The 20,238-nt window shown below is 56.4% G+C and carries 19 protein-coding genes; 5 read left to right on the top strand and 14 right to left on the bottom strand.

Annotated elements, in window-relative coordinates:
* Nucleotides 1-71: 71 nt before the first annotated feature.
* From ABR39_RS22270 to blr, 3 genes are all read right to left on the bottom strand, one after another.
* Nucleotides 72-512, bottom strand: coding sequence for a DUF2569 domain-containing protein (locus ABR39_RS22270; RefSeq protein ID WP_047348777.1), 441 nt, complete (start codon nucleotides 510-512; stop codon nucleotides 72-74).
* A gap of 86 nt (nucleotides 513-598) precedes the next feature.
* Complete coding sequence (gene ydgT, locus ABR39_RS22265) at nucleotides 599-814, bottom strand: transcription modulator YdgT (protein ID WP_013096896.1); 216 nt, start codon at nucleotides 812-814, stop codon at nucleotides 599-601.
* Nucleotides 815-1,045: 231 nt separating this feature from the next.
* Nucleotides 1,046-1,171 (bottom strand): division septum protein Blr, encoded by a 126-nt coding sequence (gene blr, locus ABR39_RS24275; protein ID WP_196364997.1) that lies wholly within the window; start codon nucleotides 1,169-1,171, stop codon nucleotides 1,046-1,048.
* A gap of 243 nt (nucleotides 1,172-1,414) precedes the next feature.
* Between blr and ABR39_RS22260 the strand changes: the two genes are divergently transcribed.
* On the top strand, nucleotides 1,415-2,455 hold the full coding sequence (locus ABR39_RS22260; RefSeq protein WP_047348776.1) for an oxidoreductase: 1,041 nt from the start codon (nucleotides 1,415-1,417) through the stop codon (nucleotides 2,453-2,455).
* Between the two features lie 50 nt (nucleotides 2,456-2,505).
* On the opposite strand, the gene add is transcribed toward ABR39_RS22260, so the two are convergent.
* From add to malX, 3 genes are all read right to left on the bottom strand, one after another.
* The gene (gene add, locus ABR39_RS22255) at nucleotides 2,506-3,507 is read right to left on the bottom strand and encodes an adenosine deaminase (protein WP_047348775.1); all 1,002 of its coding nucleotides are present in this window, start codon (nucleotides 3,505-3,507) and stop codon (nucleotides 2,506-2,508) included.
* A gap of 96 nt (nucleotides 3,508-3,603) precedes the next feature.
* A complete protein-coding gene (locus ABR39_RS22250; RefSeq protein WP_047348774.1) occupies nucleotides 3,604-4,776 on the bottom strand; it encodes a MalY/PatB family protein in 1,173 nt (390 codons plus the stop codon).
* 48 nt (nucleotides 4,777-4,824) lie between these two features.
* Nucleotides 4,825-6,417 carry a maltose/glucose-specific PTS transporter subunit IIBC gene (gene malX, locus ABR39_RS22245; RefSeq protein ID WP_047348773.1) on the bottom strand — a complete coding sequence of 531 codons (1,593 nt, stop codon included), beginning with the start codon at nucleotides 6,415-6,417 and terminating at the stop codon, nucleotides 4,825-4,827.
* A gap of 177 nt (nucleotides 6,418-6,594) precedes the next feature.
* Between malX and ABR39_RS22240 the strand changes: the two genes are divergently transcribed.
* Nucleotides 6,595-7,623, top strand: a complete 1,029-nt coding sequence (locus ABR39_RS22240; RefSeq protein WP_047348772.1) for a Mal regulon transcriptional regulator MalI — start codon at nucleotides 6,595-6,597, stop codon at nucleotides 7,621-7,623.
* A gap of 123 nt (nucleotides 7,624-7,746) precedes the next feature.
* Here the strand turns inward: ABR39_RS22240 and ABR39_RS22235 are convergent, their stop codons facing one another.
* Together ABR39_RS22235 and manA are read right to left on the bottom strand one after the other, a co-directional pair.
* Entirely contained in the window at nucleotides 7,747-9,279 is a 1,533-nt protein-coding gene (locus tag ABR39_RS22235) for a YdgA family protein (RefSeq protein ID WP_047348771.1), read from the bottom strand.
* Between the two features lie 99 nt (nucleotides 9,280-9,378).
* Nucleotides 9,379-10,554: a mannose-6-phosphate isomerase gene (manA, locus tag ABR39_RS22230; protein WP_047348770.1), complete on the bottom strand. Its 1,176-nt coding sequence runs from the start codon at nucleotides 10,552-10,554 to the stop codon at nucleotides 9,379-9,381.
* Nucleotides 10,555-10,753: 199 nt separating this feature from the next.
* Between manA and fumA the strand changes: the two genes are divergently transcribed.
* Nucleotides 10,754-12,400 (top strand): class I fumarate hydratase FumA, encoded by a 1,647-nt coding sequence (fumA, locus tag ABR39_RS22225; protein WP_047348769.1) that lies wholly within the window; start codon nucleotides 10,754-10,756, stop codon nucleotides 12,398-12,400.
* Nucleotides 12,401-12,580: 180 nt separating this feature from the next.
* Nucleotides 12,581-13,975, top strand: coding sequence for a class II fumarate hydratase (fumC, locus tag ABR39_RS22220; protein WP_047348768.1), 1,395 nt, complete (start codon nucleotides 12,581-12,583; stop codon nucleotides 13,973-13,975).
* Here the strand turns inward: fumC and tus are convergent, their stop codons facing one another.
* The 4 genes from tus to rstA all read right to left on the bottom strand — a co-directional run bounded on the left by tus (nucleotide 13,976) and on the right by rstA (nucleotide 17,579).
* Nucleotides 13,976-14,905 carry a DNA replication terminus site-binding protein gene (gene tus, locus ABR39_RS22215; protein ID WP_047348767.1) on the bottom strand — a complete coding sequence of 310 codons (930 nt, stop codon included), beginning with the start codon at nucleotides 14,903-14,905 and terminating at the stop codon, nucleotides 13,976-13,978. It abuts the gene before it with no gap.
* A 73-nt stretch (nucleotides 14,906-14,978) separates the two neighbouring features.
* Nucleotides 14,979-16,277, bottom strand: a complete 1,299-nt coding sequence (gene rstB / locus ABR39_RS22210) for a two-component system sensor histidine kinase RstB (protein ID WP_047348766.1) — start codon at nucleotides 16,275-16,277, stop codon at nucleotides 14,979-14,981.
* A 75-nt stretch (nucleotides 16,278-16,352) separates the two neighbouring features.
* On the bottom strand, nucleotides 16,353-16,613 hold the full coding sequence (locus ABR39_RS22205) for a hypothetical protein (protein WP_047348765.1): 261 nt from the start codon (nucleotides 16,611-16,613) through the stop codon (nucleotides 16,353-16,355).
* A gap of 249 nt (nucleotides 16,614-16,862) precedes the next feature.
* Entirely contained in the window at nucleotides 16,863-17,579 is a 717-nt protein-coding gene (gene rstA, locus ABR39_RS22200) for a two-component system response regulator RstA (protein WP_047348764.1), read from the bottom strand.
* Between the two features lie 128 nt (nucleotides 17,580-17,707).
* On the opposite strand from rstA, the gene ABR39_RS22195 reads away from it, so the two are divergent.
* Complete coding sequence (locus tag ABR39_RS22195) at nucleotides 17,708-18,043, top strand: GlpM family protein (protein ID WP_047348763.1); 336 nt, start codon at nucleotides 17,708-17,710, stop codon at nucleotides 18,041-18,043.
* Here the strand turns inward: ABR39_RS22195 and folM are convergent.
* Together folM and ABR39_RS22185 are read right to left on the bottom strand one after the other, a co-directional pair.
* Nucleotides 18,040-18,762 (bottom strand): dihydromonapterin reductase, encoded by a 723-nt coding sequence (folM, locus tag ABR39_RS22190; protein WP_047348762.1) that lies wholly within the window; start codon nucleotides 18,760-18,762, stop codon nucleotides 18,040-18,042. The genes ABR39_RS22195 and folM overlap by 4 nt on opposite strands.
* A 39-nt stretch (nucleotides 18,763-18,801) precedes the next feature.
* Nucleotides 18,802-20,184 carry an amino acid permease gene (locus ABR39_RS22185; protein ID WP_047348761.1) on the bottom strand — a complete coding sequence of 461 codons (1,383 nt, stop codon included), beginning with the start codon at nucleotides 20,182-20,184 and terminating at the stop codon, nucleotides 18,802-18,804.
* Nucleotides 20,185-20,238: the final 54 nt, after the last annotated feature.

Raw genomic sequence — 20,238 nt, 5'->3', positions numbered from 1 at the left:
AGCCTGAAATAAAAAAGCCGCCTATTATCGGACAAACCCACGCAGGCGACAACAGGTTATCTGTAGGGTTATTACGGGTTCACGAAGGTCTTTTTCACCCGCGTCGAACGCTTGAAGTAGGGCACCAGCAGCGCGGCGGCCAGCAACGGGAAAAGCAGCTGGCGGACGGCCAGGGCGTCAGAAACGGGCGAAAAAGCAAATGCCTTCACCGCCAGCAGGACCGAAATCAGCAGCCAGATAATGTAGTGCTTAGGCACGCTTTTGCGGCGCTTAAAGAAGGCGATGGTCAGCCACAGCGTGTAGTACCACATCCCTATCGCGAAAACGAACGACACAAACCACAGCGCAATATTAAGCACGCTTTGCGACATCAGGGTCTGGATAGCATGAGGGGTAACCAGCGCGGTGGTATAAAGCAGCAGCGCAAGTGATGCGCTTAATAAAGCAACCAGCAGCCATGCCAGTGGGGCGATTAACCAGCCTCCAATGCGTTCTCCAGGCGTTGCGGTCATGAACTCTCCCATAATCTGCGCGAAATGTTGTACAGCCAGTTTGCAGGGCGGAGAGTATATAACATTTCGCGCGGATGGCTACTTTCTTATAAAACGTAACGCCATACGGATTTAGGCACTTCGCCCACGTTGAACAAACGGCCGCCGGAGACCAGCTCTGCACGGCGATGATCGGCGGCGCGATACATATTAATGATGTCCTGATTATCCGACAGGGTGTAGTTCAAATGGTCAAACAGTTTTTCCAGGCTCTCAAGCGAATTGATCTTGCGAAATTTTAATAAATAGTCCTGAACTGTCATATTAATAAGTTTCCATATAAAAGTGAGTAATACCCGTTAAGGTAATTTGTTCGAATAATAAACGGATTAATAAAGACGTAAACAGCCCACTCAGGTAACGCGACGAAATTAGGAGTTTTCTTTGCTGAAATTCAGGCATCAGACGATGCCTGGAAGAGAAGGTTAACCGTGTTCACCAGGGCTGGCAATACGTAACTGACATATTATGTCACTCTTTATTGCAGTAACCGGTTACTTAGGTTGGGCGGCAGTGACAGGCTCCGGCGGCTGGTAGTTATCGATATGGCTGGCAACGCCGAGCAAAATGACCGATACCCCAAGAACAATCCATCCCGCTAATTCAATGATTCGATTAATAATTGACGTCATGATTCGTAATTGTACTTTATCCATAAATACTGGGTGCAAATGTTACAGCGAGCGCTTCCCGACGGCAAGCGCTTTGGGAACGGTTCCCTTAAGCAAAATCAGCAGGTTAATACTATGTAACAAAAACAGCCGGTACAACCTGCTATTTTACGTCATATGGCTCATTATTAATCTGTGGTAAAGCCAGACTAGCCAGTATGAAATAAGAGCGTCATAAAAGAGGATGGCACTATGAGTGATAATATCCGCGTCGGGCTAATTGGATACGGCTACGCGAGCAAAACGTTTCATGCGCCTCTGATAGCCGGTACGCCGGGGATGGAGCTGGCGGCGGTATCCAGCAGCGATGCCGCTAAAGTTCATGCCGACTGGCCTTCCGTGCCGGTTGTCTCTGAGCCTAAACACCTTTTCAACGATCCGAATATTGATTTAATCGTTATCCCCACGCCGAACGATACCCACTTTCCGCTGGCAAAGGCCGCGCTGGAAGCCGGTAAGCACGTGGTTGTCGATAAGCCCTTTACCGTCACGCTGTCGCAGGCGCGCGAGCTGGACGCGCTGGCAAAAGGTCTGGGCAGGCTGCTGTCGGTTTTCCACAACCGCCGCTGGGACAGCGATTTTCTGACCGTGAAAGCGTTGCTGAGCGAAGGAACGTTAGGGGAGATCACCTTTTTTGAATCGCACTTCGACCGTTTCCGCCCGCAGGTTCGCAACCGCTGGCGCGAGCAGGCCGGCCCGGGCAGCGGCATCTGGTACGATTTAGCCCCGCATCTGCTGGATCAGGCCGTAAATCTTTTTGGTCTGCCGGTGAGCATGACGGTCGATCTGGCCCAGCTCAGGCCCGGGGCGCAGACAACCGATTACTTCCACGCTGTATTAAGTTACCCGCAGCGGCGAATAGTGCTGCACGGCACAATGGTCGCGGCCGCCGAGTCGGCCCGGTACATTATTCACGGCACGCGCGGGAGCTACGTGAAGTTTGGTCTCGATCCGCAGGAGGACCGCCTGAAAAACGGCGAACGCTTGCCGCAGGAAGACTGGGGCTATGACATGCGCGACGGCGTTGTGACGCGGGTGGAAGGTGAGGAGCTGGTGGAAGAAACCTTGCTGACGATCCCGGGGAATTACCCGGCGTATTATGCGGCCGTTCGCGATGCGCTGAACGGAACGGGGGAGAATCCGGTTCCGGCCAGCCAGGCGATTCAGATTATGGAGCTGATTGAGCTGGGCATCGAATCTGCCAAACATCGCGCCACGCTCTGTCTGGCATAAGTTTAAACGTTTGTAGGCCGGGTAAGCGTCAGCGCCACCCGGCAACGGTGTTAACCGTGAGCCACTTTATCCTTCAGCGCCTGCTTCTCCGCAGGCGTCAGGAAGGCACTTTCCAGGCCGTTGATCTGCGCCTGGCGGATTTGATCGCGGCTCAGACCCGCCTGCGGCGCGGCGATGTTGTACTCGTGGATAATATCTACCCCCTGTACCGCCGGATCGTCCGTGTTCAGCGAGGCCAGCACGCCGTGCTCGAGGAAGGTTTTCAGCGGGTGCTTGTCAAGTGAGGCGACGGTGCTGGTCTGAATGTTGGACGTCAGACACGACTCAATCCCGATACGCTGCTCCGCCAGGAAATCCATCAGGGCGCGATCTTCAACCGCCTTCACGCCGTGACCGATGCGCTCGGCGCCCAGCTCGCGGATGGCCTGCCAGATACTTTCCGGGCCCGCCGCTTCACCCGCATGGACGGTAATGTGCCAGCCGGCATCGCGCGCGCGGTTGAAATGGGAGAGGAACAGACTGCCCGGGAAGCCCAGCTCATCGCCGGCAAGGTCGACGGCGGTGATGGCATCGCGATGGGCCAGCAGCGCTTCCAGCTCCTGCAGACAGGCGGCCTCGCCGAACGTGCGGCTCATAATGCCGATCAGGCGGGCCTGAACGTCGAAGGTCTTGCAGCCTTCACGCACGCCTTCAATGACCGCTTCCACCACGCCTGCAACGGGCAGGTTGTGGGTCATCGCCATATAGCCCGGCGAGAAGCGCAGCTCAACGTAATGCAGGCCGTTGCGGGCCGCATCTTCTATGTTCTCAAACGCCACGCGGCGGCAGGCATCAAGGGACGCCAGCATCTTCACGCCCCAGTCGAGTTTGCTCAGGAAGCTGACCAGGTCCGGTTCATTAGAGGTCACCTGTACATGCGGGATCAGAGACTCAAGCGTCTGAGCGGGAAGCGTTAAATTGAACTGGCGGCCAAGATCGAGGATGGTTTGGGCACGAATGTTACCGTCAAGGTGACGATGAATATCAGTTAAAGGCAGGCGTGTATCAATCATGGTCGCACTCTTTTCTGGTTAAAGTGCGCCATATTATAAAAACAAAACGGGGTAAAAAGCTATTTGCGCAAGGGAATATTCCGTTGCGCAAATTGATTACAGGAGCGTGTTAATGCCGGCAATCAGGCGCTGGACCCCTTGTTCCAGCTTGCGGCGCGGGCAGCCAGCGTTAAGCCGCACAAAACCGTTTCCTTCTTTACCGTAGGTATATCCCGGCATGATGGCGACCTTTTGCTGCTCGATCAGCACTTTTTGCAGCGCCTGGTCGTCAACGTTCAGCGGGCGCAGGTCGATCCAGGCCAGATAGGTCGCTTCCGGCGGCTGCCAGTTCAGATTCGGAAAAGCGCCGTTTAATTCGCGAGCGATATACGACAAATTCTCTTCGAGATAATGGCGTAAGGCATCCAGCCACGGCGCTCCCTGCTGATAGGCGGCGATATGCGCCGTCAGTGCCAGCACGGCGGGGGAAGAGAGCCCGTCGCGGCCTTTTAGCGCGCTGAGGTAGCCGTTTCGGCTCTCTTCATCGCCGATCAGGCCGTAAGCGCCCGTGAGCGCCGGAATATTAAAACTTTTCGAGCCGGAAGTAAGTAGCGCCCATTTGCCGCGTGCGACCTCACTCCACGGCGTGTGGCGATGTTCGCCCCACACCATGTCCATATGGATTTCATCGCTGATAACCGCCACGTCATAGCGTGCGCACAGCTTAGCCATGTACGTCAGTTCATCCCGCGTCCAGACCTTGCCGGTGGGGTTTTGCGGGCTGCACAGCAGCAAAATTTTGTTTTCGGGTTTCGCCAGGGCGGCTTCAAGGGCAGCCATATTCCCTTGCCAGCCTGCCGGCTGTTTTTGCATCTCAACGGGCACCACGTGACGCGCATTGCCCTCAATGGCCTTGTAAAAGGCATCATAGGCCGGGGTGTGGACCACCACGCCGTCGCCAGGGTTTGACCAGAGCCGTATCAGCTCGGAAACCATATAGATGACGGAAGGTCCATACACAACGCTTTCAGTATCAATCCGGCTGTTAAAGCGCTGCCGGAACCAGTGCGCGATGGCGGCCAGGAACTCGTCATTTTTCCAGCGGCTGTAACCCAATACGCCGTGATTAATACGTTCATGCAGCGCGTCGGTAATGCAGGGGGCGGTAGCGAAATCCATATCGGAGATGGTGAAGGGCAGCAAATCGGCTGCACCAAAACGGTCCGCAACGTAGTCCCACTGCGTACACCAGGTGCCGTGACGATCCACGACGGTTGAGAAATCAAACATGCTTTATTCCTTAACGTAAAACCCCCTCATGGCGAGGGGGCTGAGGCATCAGGCTTCAACTGTTCGCATCAGGGTGGCCAGCTCATCCTTCACTGACTGCACCTGCGGGCCGATAACCACCTGCAAATTGTGCTGATTGAGCTGTACCACGCCGATGGCCCGGTTGGCTTTCAGGGCATTGGTGTCCACTTTCGACATATCCGCCACCGACAGACGCAGGCGGGTAATGCAGTTATCCAGAGAGGTGATGTTATCCGCGCCGCCCAGCGCCGCCAGAATCGCCGGGGTGTTGTAGCCGGATTTACCCACGGTCCCGGCAACCGCCTGTTCTACGCTGGTGGCGGTATCCGCATCACGACCCGGTGTTTTCAGGTTAAAGCGGGTAATCGCGAAGCGGAAGATGCCGTAGTACACCGCGAACCAGATAGCCGCCACAACCGGCACCAGGTACCACTTGGTGGACAGGCCGTGCAGGATCCCGAACACCACGAAGTCGATCACGTTGCCGTCGGTGTTGCCGATGGTGACGCCCAGCACCGCCATCACGGTAAAGCCCAGACCGGTTAACACGGCGTGAATCAGATACAGCACCGGCGCAACGAACAGGAACAGGAATTCGATTGGCTCAGTGGTACCGCCCACGACGCAGGCAATCACGCCGGAGATCAGCAGCCCTTTAATTTTATGACGATTTTCCGGGCGTGCACAGTGGTACATCGCCAGCGCGGCGCCGGGCAGGCCGCCGAGGAAGGCCGGCATTTTACCCTGAGAGAGGAAGCGGGTTGCGCTTTCGGAGAAGCCGTGGGTGGTTGGGCAGCTTAGCTGCGCCTGGAAGATGGTCAGCGCACCGCTTACATCGTGACCGCACACCTCCATGGTACCGCCTGCTTCGGTGAAGCGGATCAGGGCCACCAGGATATGCTGCAGGCCAAACGGCAGCAGCAGGCGCTCGCCGGTACCGAAGATCATCGGCCCAAAATCTCCCGCGCCGTTAATGATGCGGCCAATACCATTGATGCCCATCGCGAAGACCGGCCAGATCAGCGGAATAATCAAACCAAACAGGCCCATCACGACCAGCGTCACAATCGGCACAAAGCGGGTGCCGCCGAAGAAGGCCAGGGCATCCGGCAGACGAATATTGTGGAAGCGCTCGTGCAGCATCCAGATAATCACCCCGGCGATCACCGCCCCGAGGATCCCGGTATCAATAGACTGAATGCCGATTACGCTCTGAATGTTGTTGGCTTTCAGCACGGCAGCGTCGGTGGTAGGCAGAATGCCTTTTGCGGTCAGCCAGAAGTTGACGGCAAGGTTCATTACCGCGTAACCCACAAACCCGGCAAACGCCGCGACGCCTTTGTTCTCGCGCGCCAGGCCCAGCGGGATAGCGATACAGAACATGACGGGCAGGAAACTGAAGGCGAAGGAGCCGACTTTACTCATCCAGATAAAGATCGCCTGCAGCACGGGCGCGCCGAGGAACGGGATCAGCGTAATGACGTCTTTGCTGCTTAGCGAGCTGCCGATCCCGAGCATGATCCCGCAGAACGAGAGGAGTGCCACGGGCAGCATGAAGGTTTTACCCAGTTGCTGGAAAAATTCCCACAGCGATATTTTTTGTGCTGCTTTCGCCGTCATAAAACGACTCCTTTATTGTTAAAATCAGTTTATCTGCCTCAATGCTGCGAGAAGATAAAACGTTTTATCAAAGTTTAGTGCGCGCTAAATCACATTCTCAGGCTTTGACTGGTAGTATAAAGATAACGTATTGATAAAACGTTTTACCGATCTCATTTCAGGGAGTCACGCCGACACATGGCTGTAGCGAAAAAAATCACCATCAACGATGTCGCGCTGGCGGCGGGCGTTTCCGTCAGCACCGTTTCTCTGGTGCTGAGCGGGAAAGGGCGTATCTCGCCCGCAACCGGTCAGCGGGTTAACGAGGCGGTTGAGCAGCTGGGCTTTGTGCGTAATCGCCAGGCGTCGGCGCTGCGCGGCGGGCAAAGCGGGGTGATTGGCCTGATTGTCCGTGACCTGACGTCACCGTTCTATGCGGAGCTGACCGCAGGGTTAACCGAAGCGCTTGAAGCGCAGGGGCGAATGGTATTTCTGCTGCACGGCGGGCGCGAGGCCGAACAACTTCTCTCCCGGCTCGATATGCTGCTAAACCAGGGGGTGGACGGGGTGATCGTCGCCGGGGCGTCGGGCGTGGGCAGCGAGCTGTGCGAGCGAGCCGCCGAAAAAGGCGTACCGCTGGTGTTTGCTTCACGCGCCAGCTACCTCGACGAGGCCGATACGCTGCGACCGGATAACATGCAGGCCGCGCAAATGTTGACCGAGCATCTTATTCGTCGCGGGCATCAGCGCATCGCCTGGCTGGGCGGGAAAAGCTCATCCCTGACGCGCGCCGAGCGGGTAGGCGGATACTGCGCGACGCTGATTAAATACGGCCTGCCGTTCCACAGCGAATGGGTCGTGGAGTGTGAATCCAGCCAGAAGAAAGCGGCGGAAGCGATAGGCGCGCTGCTGCGAAGCAGCCCGACGATCAGCGCCGTGATTTGCTATAACGATGTGATTGCCATGGGCGCCTGGTTTGGCCTGATCCGCGCCGGACGCCAGAGCGGCGAGGGCGGGGTGGAAACCTTCTTCGGCCACCAGGTGGCATTGGGGGCGTTCGCCGACGTCGGTGAAAACGCGCTCGACGACCTGCCGATCGTCTGGGCCACCACCCCCGCGCGGGAGATGGGCTACACGCTGGCGGACAGGATCATGCAGCGCATCGACAATACGGATGTCCAGGCCGGGCACCAGATTGTGGCGGCGCGACTGGTGACGGTGAAATAATCTCCGCTGCACATCGCCCGGCGGCGCTGCGCTTGCACGGGCCTACAAGGTCGATCGTAGGCCGGGTAAGGCGCAGCCGCCACCTGGCAATAAAAAAAACCCTCATGCGAGGGGTTTTGTTGTTTACTGCTGCGGCGCTGCCGGTTCGGCTGGCGCTGCGGGTTCAGCCGGCTCCGGCATCCCCAAGGTCGGCATACCAAACATCCCGACGAAGTCTTCCAGCGGCATTTTATCGCCGTTGAGCGTCACCTGGCCGTTGGCATACTGCAGGCTGGTGGAAATCGTGTTGTTGTCCACCTTGGTGATGCGGAACATCTGGCCCATCGCCGCCAGGCCTTTCACCTGCTGATTTGCCAGCTTGCCGGCGTCTTCATCACCGTAGCCTTCCAGTTTCGCAATCTGGGTCATAAACTCGGTCGCCATATCCATCGGGATGGTCAGCTTGCTGTCGAGCGACTTCACGCTGCGATCCACTTCCTGCGCCAGCGTCTGAGGTTCGCCCGTTGCGGTTGCCGGATCTTTCAGGAACAGAGACAGGTTAAAGCTGGTTTCGCCTTTGCTGTTCTTCCAGCTCAGCGGCGCAACGGTTACCACCGGCTCGCCCTTCAGCAGAATAGGCAGGTTGTTGAACAGCACCGCCATGGCCTGCTGCTGGTATACCTCCGGGTTCTGCTGCAGCGCGGCATCGGTCAGCAGCGCCTGGCTCTCTTTGCTGTATTTCTGGCTAAATTCGTGCCACGCCTGGCCGTCGATATTGCCGATCTTCAGCGAAAGTTTGCCGGTACCCAGATCCTGATTTTGCACCTTCAGGCTCTTCAGGGTGTAGTCCAGCTGCGTGTTGATGCTCTTGCCGTCTTTGGAAACGTCAGATGTGCCGTTGATATCCATGCCTTCCAGCACGGCCATCTCTTTGCCTTCAACCGCAATGGCAACCTTGTCGAGAGAAAGCTTCTGGTCGCCGATGCGCTCTTTGAAATCGGTCATTCGGCTATTGCCGTCGGCTTTCAGGCTGTTGAAGGTGAGCTGAACTTTTTGGTTATATTCGTTCACGGCATTGACCAGGCCACTTTCCGCTTCACCCGTCAGGGAGAACACGTTCCCCTCGCGGTCAGCGTCAAGCTTGAAGTGACCGCCGCTAAAGGCGACTTTCTCATTCTCTTTCTCGTAGTTCAGCGCTTTCAGAGCGATATCGGAACTGGTGTCACCGGCATAGCTGATGCGGGTGTCGATCTCGAAAGGTGATTCATTCTTCGCCAGGTCAAACAGCGGTTTGGTCAGGTCGTTGTTCACCAGTACGGTGTGAACGGACGCCATCGATGGGATCAGGTTAAATGACTTTAACTGTGCCAGAGGGAATGGACCGTGGCTCACCACTTCGTCCAGCACCACGCTCTGACCCGGTTTCAGCCAGCCGTTTTGATTACTTGCCGCCGGCTTCACCACCACCTGCATATGGCTGGTGAACACGCCGCGCTGATAATTCTGGTAGCTCAGCTCAACACCCGCTTCCGGCGCGCTGCGCTTAAGCTCTCCGTTCGCCTGCGCCACCATTTCTGCCAGACGGCCTTCCAGCTGCTTACCGGTAAACCAGGAGGCACCCGTCCAGACCACGCCTAACGCTACAATCACTCCAACCGCTACGACCGATTTTTTCATTGCGACTATCCCTAAAATGAAACCAGGCGGTAAAAACCGCCCGGAGATTTAAAGCCTTAAACTAGCTTAGCAAGAGTTGTTAAAAAATTCAGTAAGTGCTTATAGCTTATTAAAAACGCGCGCCAGACGACCGGTGCCGCTCACGTTAACCGGCGACTCGTTCGCTGCAACAAAAGCCGACTCGCCCGGTTTGAGCACCAGACGCTCGCTACCTTTATGCAGAGTCGCTTCGCCCTCCACGCAGAACAGAATTGCCGCGCTCTCCTGTGCGATGGTCGTTTCTGTCTGGCTCAGGTCATGCAGTGAGAAGGCAAAATCCTCAACCGGGATCGGGAAGTCCAGCTCTGCGCCGTTTTTGACCGGCTGAGTCAGCAGCTCTGCGGCAGGTTTCGCCACGAACTTCACGTTGGCAACCAGCTCAGGGATGTCGATGTATTTCGGCGTCAGGCCCGCGCGCAGCACGTTATCGGAGTTGGCCATCACCTCCAGCGCCACGCCCTGCAGGTAGGCGTGCGGGGTTTCTGCGAACAGGAACATCGCTTCGCCCGGGTTCAGCTTCACCACGTTCAGCAGCAGAGGGGAGAACAGGCCGCTGTCGTCCGGGTAGAACTCAGAAATCAGGCGGATGGTATCCCAGGGCTCACCTTGCTGCGTGTTCAGCGCCGCTTTCAGCACCGCCAGCGCGTGGGATTTCTCTTCACCCTGCATGTTAAGCAGGCTGGCAAACAGCTGGCTCAGGCTTTCAGCATTGACGTTTTCGAGGAAGTGGGCGATAGCCTTGTTCGCGCCGGCAACCGGCTGCAGCAGAGAAACGATCTCTGAAAATTCGCGGAACGCGTTCATCGCCAGGAATGGGGTCAGCGCAAAAACAAGCTCCGGCTTATGGTTAGGATCTTTGTAGTTACGCTCGGCGGCGTCTAACGGAATACCCGCCGCGTTCTCTTTCGCAAAGCCAATTTCAGAGGCTTTCTTGTTCGGGTGAACCTGGATGGAGAGCGGCTGGTCGGCGCACAGCACTTTAAACAGGAACGGCAGTTCGCCGAAGCGCTGAGCAACCTTGTCGCCCAGCAGCGCGGTTTTATCGGCGTCGATCGCATCGCGCAGGCTGCGTACCTGGCCGCTGGCGTCTTCAACTTTTGAGCTGCTCTTCGGGTGCGCACCCATCCACAGCTCTGCCATCGGCAGATTGTCCGGGTTCGCGATACCGTAGAGATCCGTTAACGCAGTTTTACTTCCCCAGGCGTAGTTTTGCACCGAGTTAATGAGTTTTTGCATTATCAAGCCCTGATTCAATTAAGGAATTCACTCCGGGTATTAAAGCAATAAACCACATGGAAGTAACCTGTGGATGTAAAAAGTCGTACTAGTCTCAGTTTTTGTTAAAAAATTGTGTAGGATAAGCTGACTCGCTTTTAAGCCGGGCAGCGGAACATCTGCCCTGAATAAACAGACCGAAGCAGTAAGTGAGAGAACAATGTCGAATAAACCCTTCCATTATCAGGATCCTTTCCCGCTTAGTAAGGATCGGACCGAGTATTACCTGTTAACCCGCGATCACGTCTCCGTTTCTGAGTTTGAAGGACAAGAGATCCTCAAGGTGGATCCGCAGGCCCTGACGCTGCTGGCGCAGCACGCTTTCCACGACGCTTCGTTTATGCTCCGTCCTGCGCATCAGCAGCAGGTTGCCGATATTCTGAGCGACCCGCAGGCCAGCGAAAACGATAAATACGTTGCTCTGCAGTTCCTGCGAAACTCCGATATCGCGGCAAAAGGCATTCTGCCGACCTGTCAGGATACCGGCACGGCGATCATCGTCGGTAAAAAAGGCCAGCGCGTCTGGACCGGCGGCGGTGATGAAGCGGCGCTGGCGCACGGCGTTTACAACACCTACATCGAAGACAACCTGCGCTATTCGCAAAACGCGGCGCTGGATATGTATAAAGAGGTCAACACCGGCACCAACCTGCCTGCGCAGATCGATCTCTACAGCGTGGACGGTGACGAGTACAAATTCCTCTGTATCGCCAAAGGCGGCGGTTCAGCCAACAAAACCTATCTCTACCAGGAAACCAAAGCGCTGCTCACCCCGGGCAAGCTGAAGAACTACCTGGTTGAGAAAATGCGCACGCTCGGCACCGCGGCGTGCCCGCCGTACCATATCGCCTTTGTAATCGGCGGTACGTCGGCGGAAAGCACGCTGAAAACCGTGAAGCTGGCCTCAACCAAATACTACGACGGTCTGCCAACCGAAGGTAACGAGCACGGCCAGGCGTTCCGCGACGTTCAGCTTGAGCAGGAGCTGCTGGAAGAAGCGCGCAATCTGGGCCTCGGCGCGCAGTTTGGCGGCAAATACTTTGCCCACGACGTGCGCGTGATCCGTTTGCCGCGTCACGGCGCATCCTGCCCGGTTGGGATGGGCGTCTCCTGCTCTGCGGATCGCAACATCAAGGCGAAGATCAACCGCGAAGGCGTGTGGATCGAAAAGCTGGAAAACAACCCGGGCAAATACATCCCGGAAGAGCTTCGTAAAGCGGGCGAGGGTGAAGCGGTTCGCGTTGACCTCAACCGTCCGATGAAAGAGATCCTGGCGCAGCTTTCGCAGTATCCGGTCTCGACCCGCCTCTCCCTGAACGGCACGATTATCGTGGGCCGCGACATTGCGCACGCGAAGCTGAAAGAGCGTCTGGACAACGGCGAAGGGCTGCCGCAGTACATTAAAGATCACCCGATCTACTACGCGGGCCCGGCGAAAACGCCTGAAGGCTATGCCTCTGGTTCGTTAGGCCCCACCACGGCTGGCCGTATGGACTCGTACGTTGACCAGCTGCAGGCCAACGGCGGCAGCATGATCATGCTGGCGAAAGGCAACCGTAGCCAGCAGGTGACGGACGCCTGCCACAAGCACGGCGGCTTCTACCTCGGCAGCATCGGCGGCCCGGCTGCGGTCCTGGCGCAGGGCAGCATCAAGAGCCTTGAGTGCGTGGAATACCCGGAACTGGGTATGGAAGCAATCTGGAAAATTGAAGTGGAAGATTTCCCGGCGTTTATCCTGGTGGATGACAAAGGTAACGACTTCTTCAAACAGATCCAGTCCTCTCAGTGTTCGGCCTGTGTGAAGTAAGTTAAACAGCCGGGTGGCGGCTGCGCCTTACCCGGCCTACGTGTTCGGTAGGTCGGGTAAGCGTCAGCACCACCCGACACCAAAAAGAGCGCACAAAGCGCCATAACGTTTCTCAGAAGTCATCAATACTTATCCCTTAAGCATGTGAGCAATCCCGACAGTGTTATCAAGGAGAAAGTAATGACAACGGTACGCCATGAGAAAGACTCTATGGGCGCAATCGAGGTTCCGGGCGACAAGCTTTGGGGCGCGCAAACCCAGCGTTCGCTGGAACATTTCCGTATTTCGACCGAAAAAATGCCCGTCTCGCTGATCCAGGCGCTGGCGCTCACCAAACGTGCAGCCGCGAAAGTAAACCAGGATCTTGGCCTGCTGGCGGCAGACAAGGCCACCGCCATCATTAATGCTGCTGACGAAGTGCTGGCGGGCAAGCATCCCGACGAATTCCCCCTCGCCATCTGGCAGACCGGTTCCGGCACTCAAAGCAATATGAACATGAACGAAGTGCTGGCAAACCGGGCCAGCGAGCTGCTGGGCGGCGTGCGCGGCATGGAGCGCAAGGTTCATCCGAACGATGACGTGAACAAAAGCCAGAGCTCTAACGACGTCTTCCCGACGGCGATGCACGTGGCGGCGGTGATCGCTATCCGCGAGCAGCTTATCCCCCAGCTCAACGTGCTCAAATCCACGCTCAACGAGAAGGCGCAGGCCTTCCGCGACATCGTTAAAATTGGCCGTACGCACCTGCAGGATGCCACGCCGCTGACGCTCGGTCAGGAGATTTCCGGCTGGGTGGCAATGCTGGAACATAACCTGAAGCATATTGAGTACAGCCTGCCGCATCTGGCGGAGCTGGCGCTTGGCGGTACGGCGGTCGGTACCGGGTTAAATACCCATCCCGAATACGCGGTGCGCGTGGCTGAGGAGCTTGCAGCCATTACCGGGCAGCCGTTCGTCACCGCACCCAACAAGTTCGAAGCCCTGGCAACCTGCGATGCGCTGGTTCACTCCCACGGTGCCCTGAAGGGGCTGGCGGCCTCGCTGATGAAAATTGCCAACGACGTGCGCTGGCTGGCCTCCGGTCCGCGCTGCGGCATTGGTGAAATTAGCATTCCGGAAAACGAGCCGGGCAGCTCTATCATGCCGGGTAAGGTTAACCCAACCCAGTGCGAAGCCATGACCATGCTCTGCTGTCAGGTAATGGGCAACGACGTGGCCGTCAATATGGGCGGGGCATCCGGTAACTTCGAGCTGAACGTCTATCGCCCGATGGTGATCCACAACGTTCTGCAATCCATTCGTCTGCTGGCGGACGGGATGGAGAGCTTTAACGAGCACTGCGCGGTGGGCATTGAACCAAACCGCGAGCGCATCAGCCAGTTGTTGAATGAATCATTAATGCTGGTGACCGCACTCAATACCCATATCGGCTATGACAAGGCCGCCGAGATCGCCAAGAAAGCGCATAAAGAGGGGCTGACGCTGAAAGCCTCGGCCCTGGCGCTGGGCTATCTGACGGAGGCGGAATTTGACGCCTGGGTACGCCCGGAAGCGATGGTCGGCAGTCTGAAATAATCATCCCGCCACGTACAGGTGCAGCCGCGGAATAATCAGCTGTAGCGGTTGCGCCTGAGGTCTATAACGGTGCTGAACATTTTCAGCATCGTAATTCAACAGCTCGCCAATATCCGGCACGATGGCTCCCTTATCGGCATCATAAAGCGCAATCAGCGGCGTTGGGCAGGCATACTGCACCTGCTTTTGCTGCCCGGAATACCAGACGCGGGCGATAGGTTGAACCTTCACCGGACGCTTGATCTTGAGGCGCGTGTCCGCCGGTAGCGAGGCGATGCTGTGATACTCCTGCTCCAGACGCTCAATCCACTGCTCGCGAGACCAGGGGGCAACCGTACGCGGTGCTTTCAGGCTTTTCTCAAGCTGCTCCAGAACCTCATCCCGGGTGAAGTTTTTAATGATGTGCTTGTTCGCCCAGCCGAAGCGCAGCGTGGCAGGGTGACGCAGTACCGTCAGCGTGCGGTAGGCATTGAGGGTAATCAGCCCCGGAAGCTGGCGGTGAACCCACTCAAACCGGGCGGCAGGGGGCAGGCCCGACTCTTCGGTGACGATCTTTTCAAACGTCGCTTTCAGGGCGTTGATATGGGCAATCTGGGTTTCCAGCGCTTCGCGCGCTGCGGCATCGGTTTGCAGACAGATCACGCCTGGCAGGCGCACGGCCGCCTTGCTGCTGCGCTGTTCTGACTGCTGCTGGATAAAGAGATGGCGATAGTGTTTCATCGCAAGCTCTAGTGCGGCGCTGCCGATATGCTGTTTCACCTCGATAGTATCCAGCGGATCGTGCTCGGCCCCTTTGGCCACGTCGGGCAGAGTAAAGACGCGCGCGGCCAGCAGGCGGCAGGTCTGCAAACGTTCGGTCAGGGTAAGTAGCTCGTGCTCTATTTCGCGAAAGGTGCTGTTCAGCCTTTCGATGAGATCGTAGGTTGCCATAAACACTCTCATTAGTTACAACATACTTATCATATAGCACAGCACGCCGGGTCAGGCCAGCGTGCGGTTTAGGTCAGGCAGGAACGGGAAGGGCGATGTTATGGTATACCGGCCAGCTAAAGCAGAAGCGCGCGCCGCCAAGCTCGCTCTCTTCACAATGCACCGTGCCGCCCATTGCCTGCGCGATAGAGTAGACAATCGCCAGCCCCAGGCCACATCCTCCGGTGGCGCGGTCGCGGCTCGGGTCGAGGCGGACAAACGGCTCGAACACGGTTTCGCGTGCTTCCGGGGCAATCCCCGGTCCGTCATCCTCAACCGTCAGGCTGGCCTGGTTGCCCTGCAAATCCAGGCCAATCTGGAGAGTACTTTCGCTGTAGCGCATGGCGTTGTTGATCAGATTATCCAGCACCCGCTCCATCAGGCGCATATCGAGCGCGCCGTAATCACCCGGCGTGACGCGGGTCAACAGCGTGCGCTGCGGGTTCACGCTCTGGACATCATCAATGTGGGTTTGCAGCCAGTCAGGCAGGTCCGGCGTGCTGAGGTTAAGTTCGTTCTGCGGACGGTCGAGACGCGCGTAGGTCAGCAGCTCCTCTATCAGCGCTTCAAGCTGACCAATATCGCGGTTAAGGGCCTGAGACTCCGCTTCCGTCAGATTCTCGCTCATCTCCAGACGATAGCGCAGGCGAACCAGCGGGGTGCGCAGCTCGTGCGCAATCCCGTCAATGAGTTGCTTCTTGCTGGCGATAAGGGCATTGATATTATCGGCCATCTGGTTAAAGGCCACGCCCAGACGTTCGAAGCTGGATCCGCTGTCGAAGTGAATACGCTCGGTAAAATGCCCCTCACCAAAACGCTGCGCGGCGGATTCGAGTTTCAGCATGTCCTGCCAGTGCGGACGCATCCAGATAAAGACCGGAAACGCGAGCGAAATGGCGATAAAAGCCATCAGCGCCATGTCTAGCAGACGCATCTGATGCAGATAATAGAGATAAGGCACCGGCCCGACGGCCAGCACGTAGTGGCTGCGCGGAATACGCTGGATAAAGGTATATTTCTCATCCAGCGCGATGATGTCCCCATCGCGCAGACGCTGCATGGCGGGCGGATCCAGAACGAAATCTTTCAACGGCTCGATGCGTAAATCGAACGACAGGTTCAGATCCAGCTCTTTCAGGGTTTTAGCCCAGTCGTGGGGGGGGATCTCTCTCAGCTCGCTGCGCATCAGATACAGCGAGCTTTTCATCAGGTCATCCAGAGACTGCCTGCCCGCACGTTCAGCGGTAAATTTATACACCAGCCCGACCAGCATGGTCATGACCAGGAAGCAGACAAACAGCAAAAGATAAAACTGCACAAACAGCTTTTTCATTGGATCTCACCGAAAAAACGCTATATGCAGAATATACATGAAAAGCCTTCGCGTTTTTCATGTCTGTGGAGCGTCTTACATGGCTTTCGCGCTGTTTTTTACCTTGGCGATGAGTTTTTCAGTTACGGCTAGGCCTTCCGCAATGTGCATATCAATCACATCGGTCCCGAATTCGTTAATTAAATCCAGGAGAATTTCGTAAGACTGGATGAGTTCAAGGAGATCAAAGAGCGCTTTTTGGTCGGGGCGCGAGGGAGAAGGATGGTTAAGCGCGGCCTGATTAACAATCCACTCAAGATTGGTTTTGATGGCTTCTACGTGACTGTAGCTATACATATTTCATGGGCTTAAATCCTCATTTCAAGATTTATGGGAGAGATGTCGTGAAAGCTTCACGGCGAAAATGAGTAAAACGGTCGCAAGAGCGTGGCGAGCTGAAGAAAGGAGAGCCGAGAAGGTAATTATGGAATAGTTCGCGGGCTTAGCAAGTTAATTGTTGCGCAAACGTAAAAATAAACGCGCGAAAGAAGGGCATTATCGCGTAATACCTTCTTTTCGCGCAGGTTATCTTAAAGGGGGACGCGATCAGGTTTCCCAGGCGTGCGGGGCGAACAGATAGCCCTTGTTACGCACGGTTTTGATACGGTAGGGCTCGGTGGCGTTATCCTGCAGTTTTTTGCGCAGTCGCGAAATCGCAACGTCCACGCTGCGGTCCATTCCGTCATAGCTTACGCCACGCAGGTTCTTCAGCAGCGCGTCACGGTCCATAATTTGCCCGGCATGCGTTGCCAATTCCCACAGCAGGTCAAAGTCTGCGGTGGAGAGGGCGATAAGCTCGCCGGAAAGCAGAACCTGACGGTTGATCGGGTCAATCGACAGCGTCCCAAAACACATCGCTTTGTGCGGCGTCAGAGACGGCGCGGGCGCTTCGCGCTCGATGCTGGCGTGCTGGCGTAAGTGGAGGCGCAGGCGGGCAAGCAGGACGGCAGGCGGTGTGGTTTTAAGAATGTAGTCATTGGCACCCATCTCCAGCGACAGAATATGGTTCATATCGCTGTCCAGCGAAGTGAGGAGCACGATAGGACCGTCCCAGCGGGCGCGCAGGTCGCGGCAGAGCGTCATGCCGTCTTTTCCAGGCAACATGATATCCAGCAAAACCAGATCCGGGTTTTCACGGACGACCACCTCTTCGGCACGATCGCCGCGAGGTTCAACAATGACGTCCATATCATGTTTACCTAGATAGGCCGCGATCAATTGCCCGACTTCGGGTTCGTCTTCAACATAAACAATCTTATTCATACAACGTCTGTTTTCGTGAAAAAAGCCAACATACACCGCGGAACCTTAACCTTCCATTAATCTTTCAAAATTAACGCCGGTTACGTTATTCTGGCTCATATTGTTATTTGATTGTTATAGGAAAAAGTATGGGGCTGGCGATCAAAGCCGCGCTGGGTGCGCTGGTGGTGTTACTGATTGGCGTTCTGGCAAAAACGAAAAATTACTATATTGCCGGGCTAATCCCACTCTTCCCGACCTTTGCGCTTATCGCCCACTATATTGTGGCGTCTGAGCGCGGTACGGAAGCGTTACGCACGACCATCGTGTTTGGCATGTGGTCTATCATCCCTTATTTTCTTTATCTGCTTTCGCTGTGGTATTTCACCGGTTTTCTGCGTCTTCCCCTGGCGCTGAGCGGGGCGGTGGTCTGCTGGGGACTCAGCGCCTGGGTGTTAATTTTCTTCTGGAGCCGCTTTCACTAGCGCAGCGGTCGGCCTCCGTCCACGGCAAACGTTCTGCCGGTGACGTAGCAGCTGGTGAGCAGGTAATCCACGAGGTCGATTACCTCTTTCTCGCCCGGGGCAATTTTCATGAGCGACTTATTCAGCGCCTGCTGGCGATACTCCGCATCATCGTTTTCGTTAAACAAAATCATCGCCGGGGCGATGGCGTTCACCTTCACCTCCGGCGCGAGCTTGCGGGCAAACGAGCGCGTCATGTTATCCAGCGCGGCTTTACTGGCCGCATAGGCGATGTGCTTGTCGCTCCCGCGCTCCACGACATAATCGGTGAAGTGGATGATATCCCCCGCTGCATGCCCATGGCCGCGCAGCAGATCCTGCAGCGCGTGGTTAAGCAGATAAGGCGCATTAACGTGAATCTGCAGCATGGCGGAGAGCGTTTCGCTGAGTGAGGTACCGGGTTTCTCGGCCCGCCAGGCGCTGGCGTTATGGATCACGGCGCGCAGCCCCGGCGTGGTGGATTTCACCTTTTCCGCAAAGGCCAGAATGCCGTCATCGGTCGAAAAATCAGCCTGAATGCAAACCGCCCCGGCTTTGCGCAACCCTTCAATTGACGGATATTCCGTACGGTAGCTGACAATAACCGGATGACGAAGGTTGAGAAAATGATGGGCGAGGGCGAGGCCGATACGACGGCCTCCACCGGTGATCAGTATTGGGCGAAGCTGTGCATTTCCCATCGTATTCTCCTTTGCAGTTCAACAATGGGAAAAGCGATGCTATCCCATTAACATCCAGGTTGCCGGTACGGCAGCAACCAGTAACATTCCAATTAATGCCATTTCACGGCGTTTCAGCGCGTTCTCCAGCTGATGCGTGCGGCGGGCGTAGATAAACACCAGCAGACCCGGGGCATACAACACCACCGACAGCAGCAGATGCATAGGACCGGAAGCATACAACAACCACAGGCCGTAAATACAGGCTCCGACACCCACGACATAATGCGCCGGGCGTGTGGCAATTTTTAACAAATACGCACCCACTAAGAAATAGGGTACCAGAATCATTTCCGAGGCGATGGTCAGCAGGGTGTTATAGTCTGAACCTGTGAGCCAGATCAGCACCAGACAAACCTGAACGCTGATGTTGGTCAGCCAGAGTGAGGCAGACGGCGCACTGTTTTTGTTTTGACGGGCAAACAGGCGCGGAAACGCTTTGTGCGTTGAGGCCAGGAACGGCACTTCAGCCGCCATAATGGTCCAGCTCAGGTAAGCCCCGCAAACGGAGACGATCAGCCCCGCAGCAATCACCACATCGCCCCAGGGACCGAGCATTTTCACCATCAGCCCTGCCATTGACGGGTTACGCATTTCAGCCAGTTCAGGACGCGCTACCACGCCCAGCGACAGCAGCGTCACCAGCAGATACACGCCCAGCGCAGCAAGCACGGCCAGCAGCGTGGCGCGGCCGACATCACGTTTATTTCGAGCCCGGGCAGAAACCACGACGGCCCCTTCAACGCCGATAAACACCCACAGGGTTATCAGCATCGTGTTTTTCACCTGCTCCCAGACAGGGACGCCCAGCGCCATGCCGCTGAAATCGAGCGTAAACACGTCGAGACGGAACGCTATAAAGGCCAGAACGATGAACAGGCCAAGCGGAACCAGCTTCGCGAGGGTCGCCACCAGGTTAATGCTGGCGGCCGTTTGCACGCCGCGCAGCACCAGCCAGTGGACGAACCACAGTAATACCGAGGCGCCCACAATAGACTGCCAGGTATTCCCGTCGCCAAAGAAGCGCAGCTCAGGCGTATCGGTAAAGAAGCTGAGCGCCGAGAAGACGATCACCAGATAGGAGACGTTGGCGATAACGGCACACAGCCAGTACCCCCACGCGGAACAGAAGCCAATCAGCTCGCCAAAACCTTCACGTGCATAGGTAAATATGCCGCCGTCCAGATCCGGGCGAATGCGGGTGAGCAGCAGCATGGCGAAGGCCAGCAGCAATATCCCAACCCCCGTAATGCCCCAGCCAATGAGCAGCGCGGCAGGGCTTGCAACGGCCGCCATGTTCTGCGGCAAACTGAATACGCCCGCACCCAGCATTGAGCTTAAAACGAGTGCAGTCAGAGCACTCAGGCCAAGTTTCTTTTCCATTGGCTTCCTGTTATGAAAGGTCCAAATCCAGAATAATTATTTCGCACAGGCGCA

The organism is Enterobacter genomosp. O, from assembly GCF_001022965.1.
Taxonomy (GTDB): domain Bacteria; phylum Pseudomonadota; class Gammaproteobacteria; order Enterobacterales; family Enterobacteriaceae; genus Enterobacter; species Enterobacter cloacae_L.
This window is presented reverse-complemented; position numbering and strand designations above follow the sequence as displayed.

What these genes read in the sequence shown, in the direction of transcription:
- ABR39_RS22270 (WP_047348777.1), bottom strand. Translation starts at nt 512, where the DNA reads ATGACCGCAACGCCTGGAGAACGCATTGGAGGCTGGTTAATCGCCCCA.
- ydgT (WP_013096896.1), bottom strand. Translation starts at nt 814, where the DNA reads ATGACAGTTCAGGACTATTTATTAAAATTTCGCAAGATCAATTCGCTT.
- ABR39_RS22260 (WP_047348776.1), top strand. Translation starts at nt 1,415, where the DNA reads ATGAGTGATAATATCCGCGTCGGGCTAATTGGATACGGCTACGCGAGC.
- add (WP_047348775.1), bottom strand. Translation starts at nt 3,507, where the DNA reads ATGATTGATACACGCCTGCCTTTAACTGATATTCATCGTCACCTTGAC.
- ABR39_RS22250 (WP_047348774.1), bottom strand. Translation starts at nt 4,776, where the DNA reads ATGTTTGATTTCTCAACCGTCGTGGATCGTCACGGCACCTGGTGTACG.
- malX (WP_047348773.1), bottom strand. Translation starts at nt 6,417, where the DNA reads ATGACGGCGAAAGCAGCACAAAAAATATCGCTGTGGGAATTTTTCCAG.
- ABR39_RS22240 (WP_047348772.1), top strand. Translation starts at nt 6,595, where the DNA reads ATGGCTGTAGCGAAAAAAATCACCATCAACGATGTCGCGCTGGCGGCG.
- ABR39_RS22235 (WP_047348771.1), bottom strand. Translation starts at nt 9,279, where the DNA reads ATGAAAAAATCGGTCGTAGCGGTTGGAGTGATTGTAGCGTTAGGCGTG.
- manA (WP_047348770.1), bottom strand. Translation starts at nt 10,554, where the DNA reads ATGCAAAAACTCATTAACTCGGTGCAAAACTACGCCTGGGGAAGTAAA.
- fumA (WP_047348769.1), top strand. Translation starts at nt 10,754, where the DNA reads ATGTCGAATAAACCCTTCCATTATCAGGATCCTTTCCCGCTTAGTAAG.
- fumC (WP_047348768.1), top strand. Translation starts at nt 12,581, where the DNA reads ATGACAACGGTACGCCATGAGAAAGACTCTATGGGCGCAATCGAGGTT.
- tus (WP_047348767.1), bottom strand. Translation starts at nt 14,905, where the DNA reads ATGGCAACCTACGATCTCATCGAAAGGCTGAACAGCACCTTTCGCGAA.
- rstB (WP_047348766.1), bottom strand. Translation starts at nt 16,277, where the DNA reads ATGAAAAAGCTGTTTGTGCAGTTTTATCTTTTGCTGTTTGTCTGCTTC.
- ABR39_RS22205 (WP_047348765.1), bottom strand. Translation starts at nt 16,613, where the DNA reads ATGTATAGCTACAGTCACGTAGAAGCCATCAAAACCAATCTTGAGTGG.
- rstA (WP_047348764.1), bottom strand. Translation starts at nt 17,579, where the DNA reads ATGAATAAGATTGTTTATGTTGAAGACGAACCCGAAGTCGGGCAATTG.
- ABR39_RS22195 (WP_047348763.1), top strand. Translation starts at nt 17,708, where the DNA reads ATGGGGCTGGCGATCAAAGCCGCGCTGGGTGCGCTGGTGGTGTTACTG.
- folM (WP_047348762.1), bottom strand. Translation starts at nt 18,762, where the DNA reads ATGGGAAATGCACAGCTTCGCCCAATACTGATCACCGGTGGAGGCCGT.
- ABR39_RS22185 (WP_047348761.1), bottom strand. Translation starts at nt 20,184, where the DNA reads ATGGAAAAGAAACTTGGCCTGAGTGCTCTGACTGCACTCGTTTTAAGC.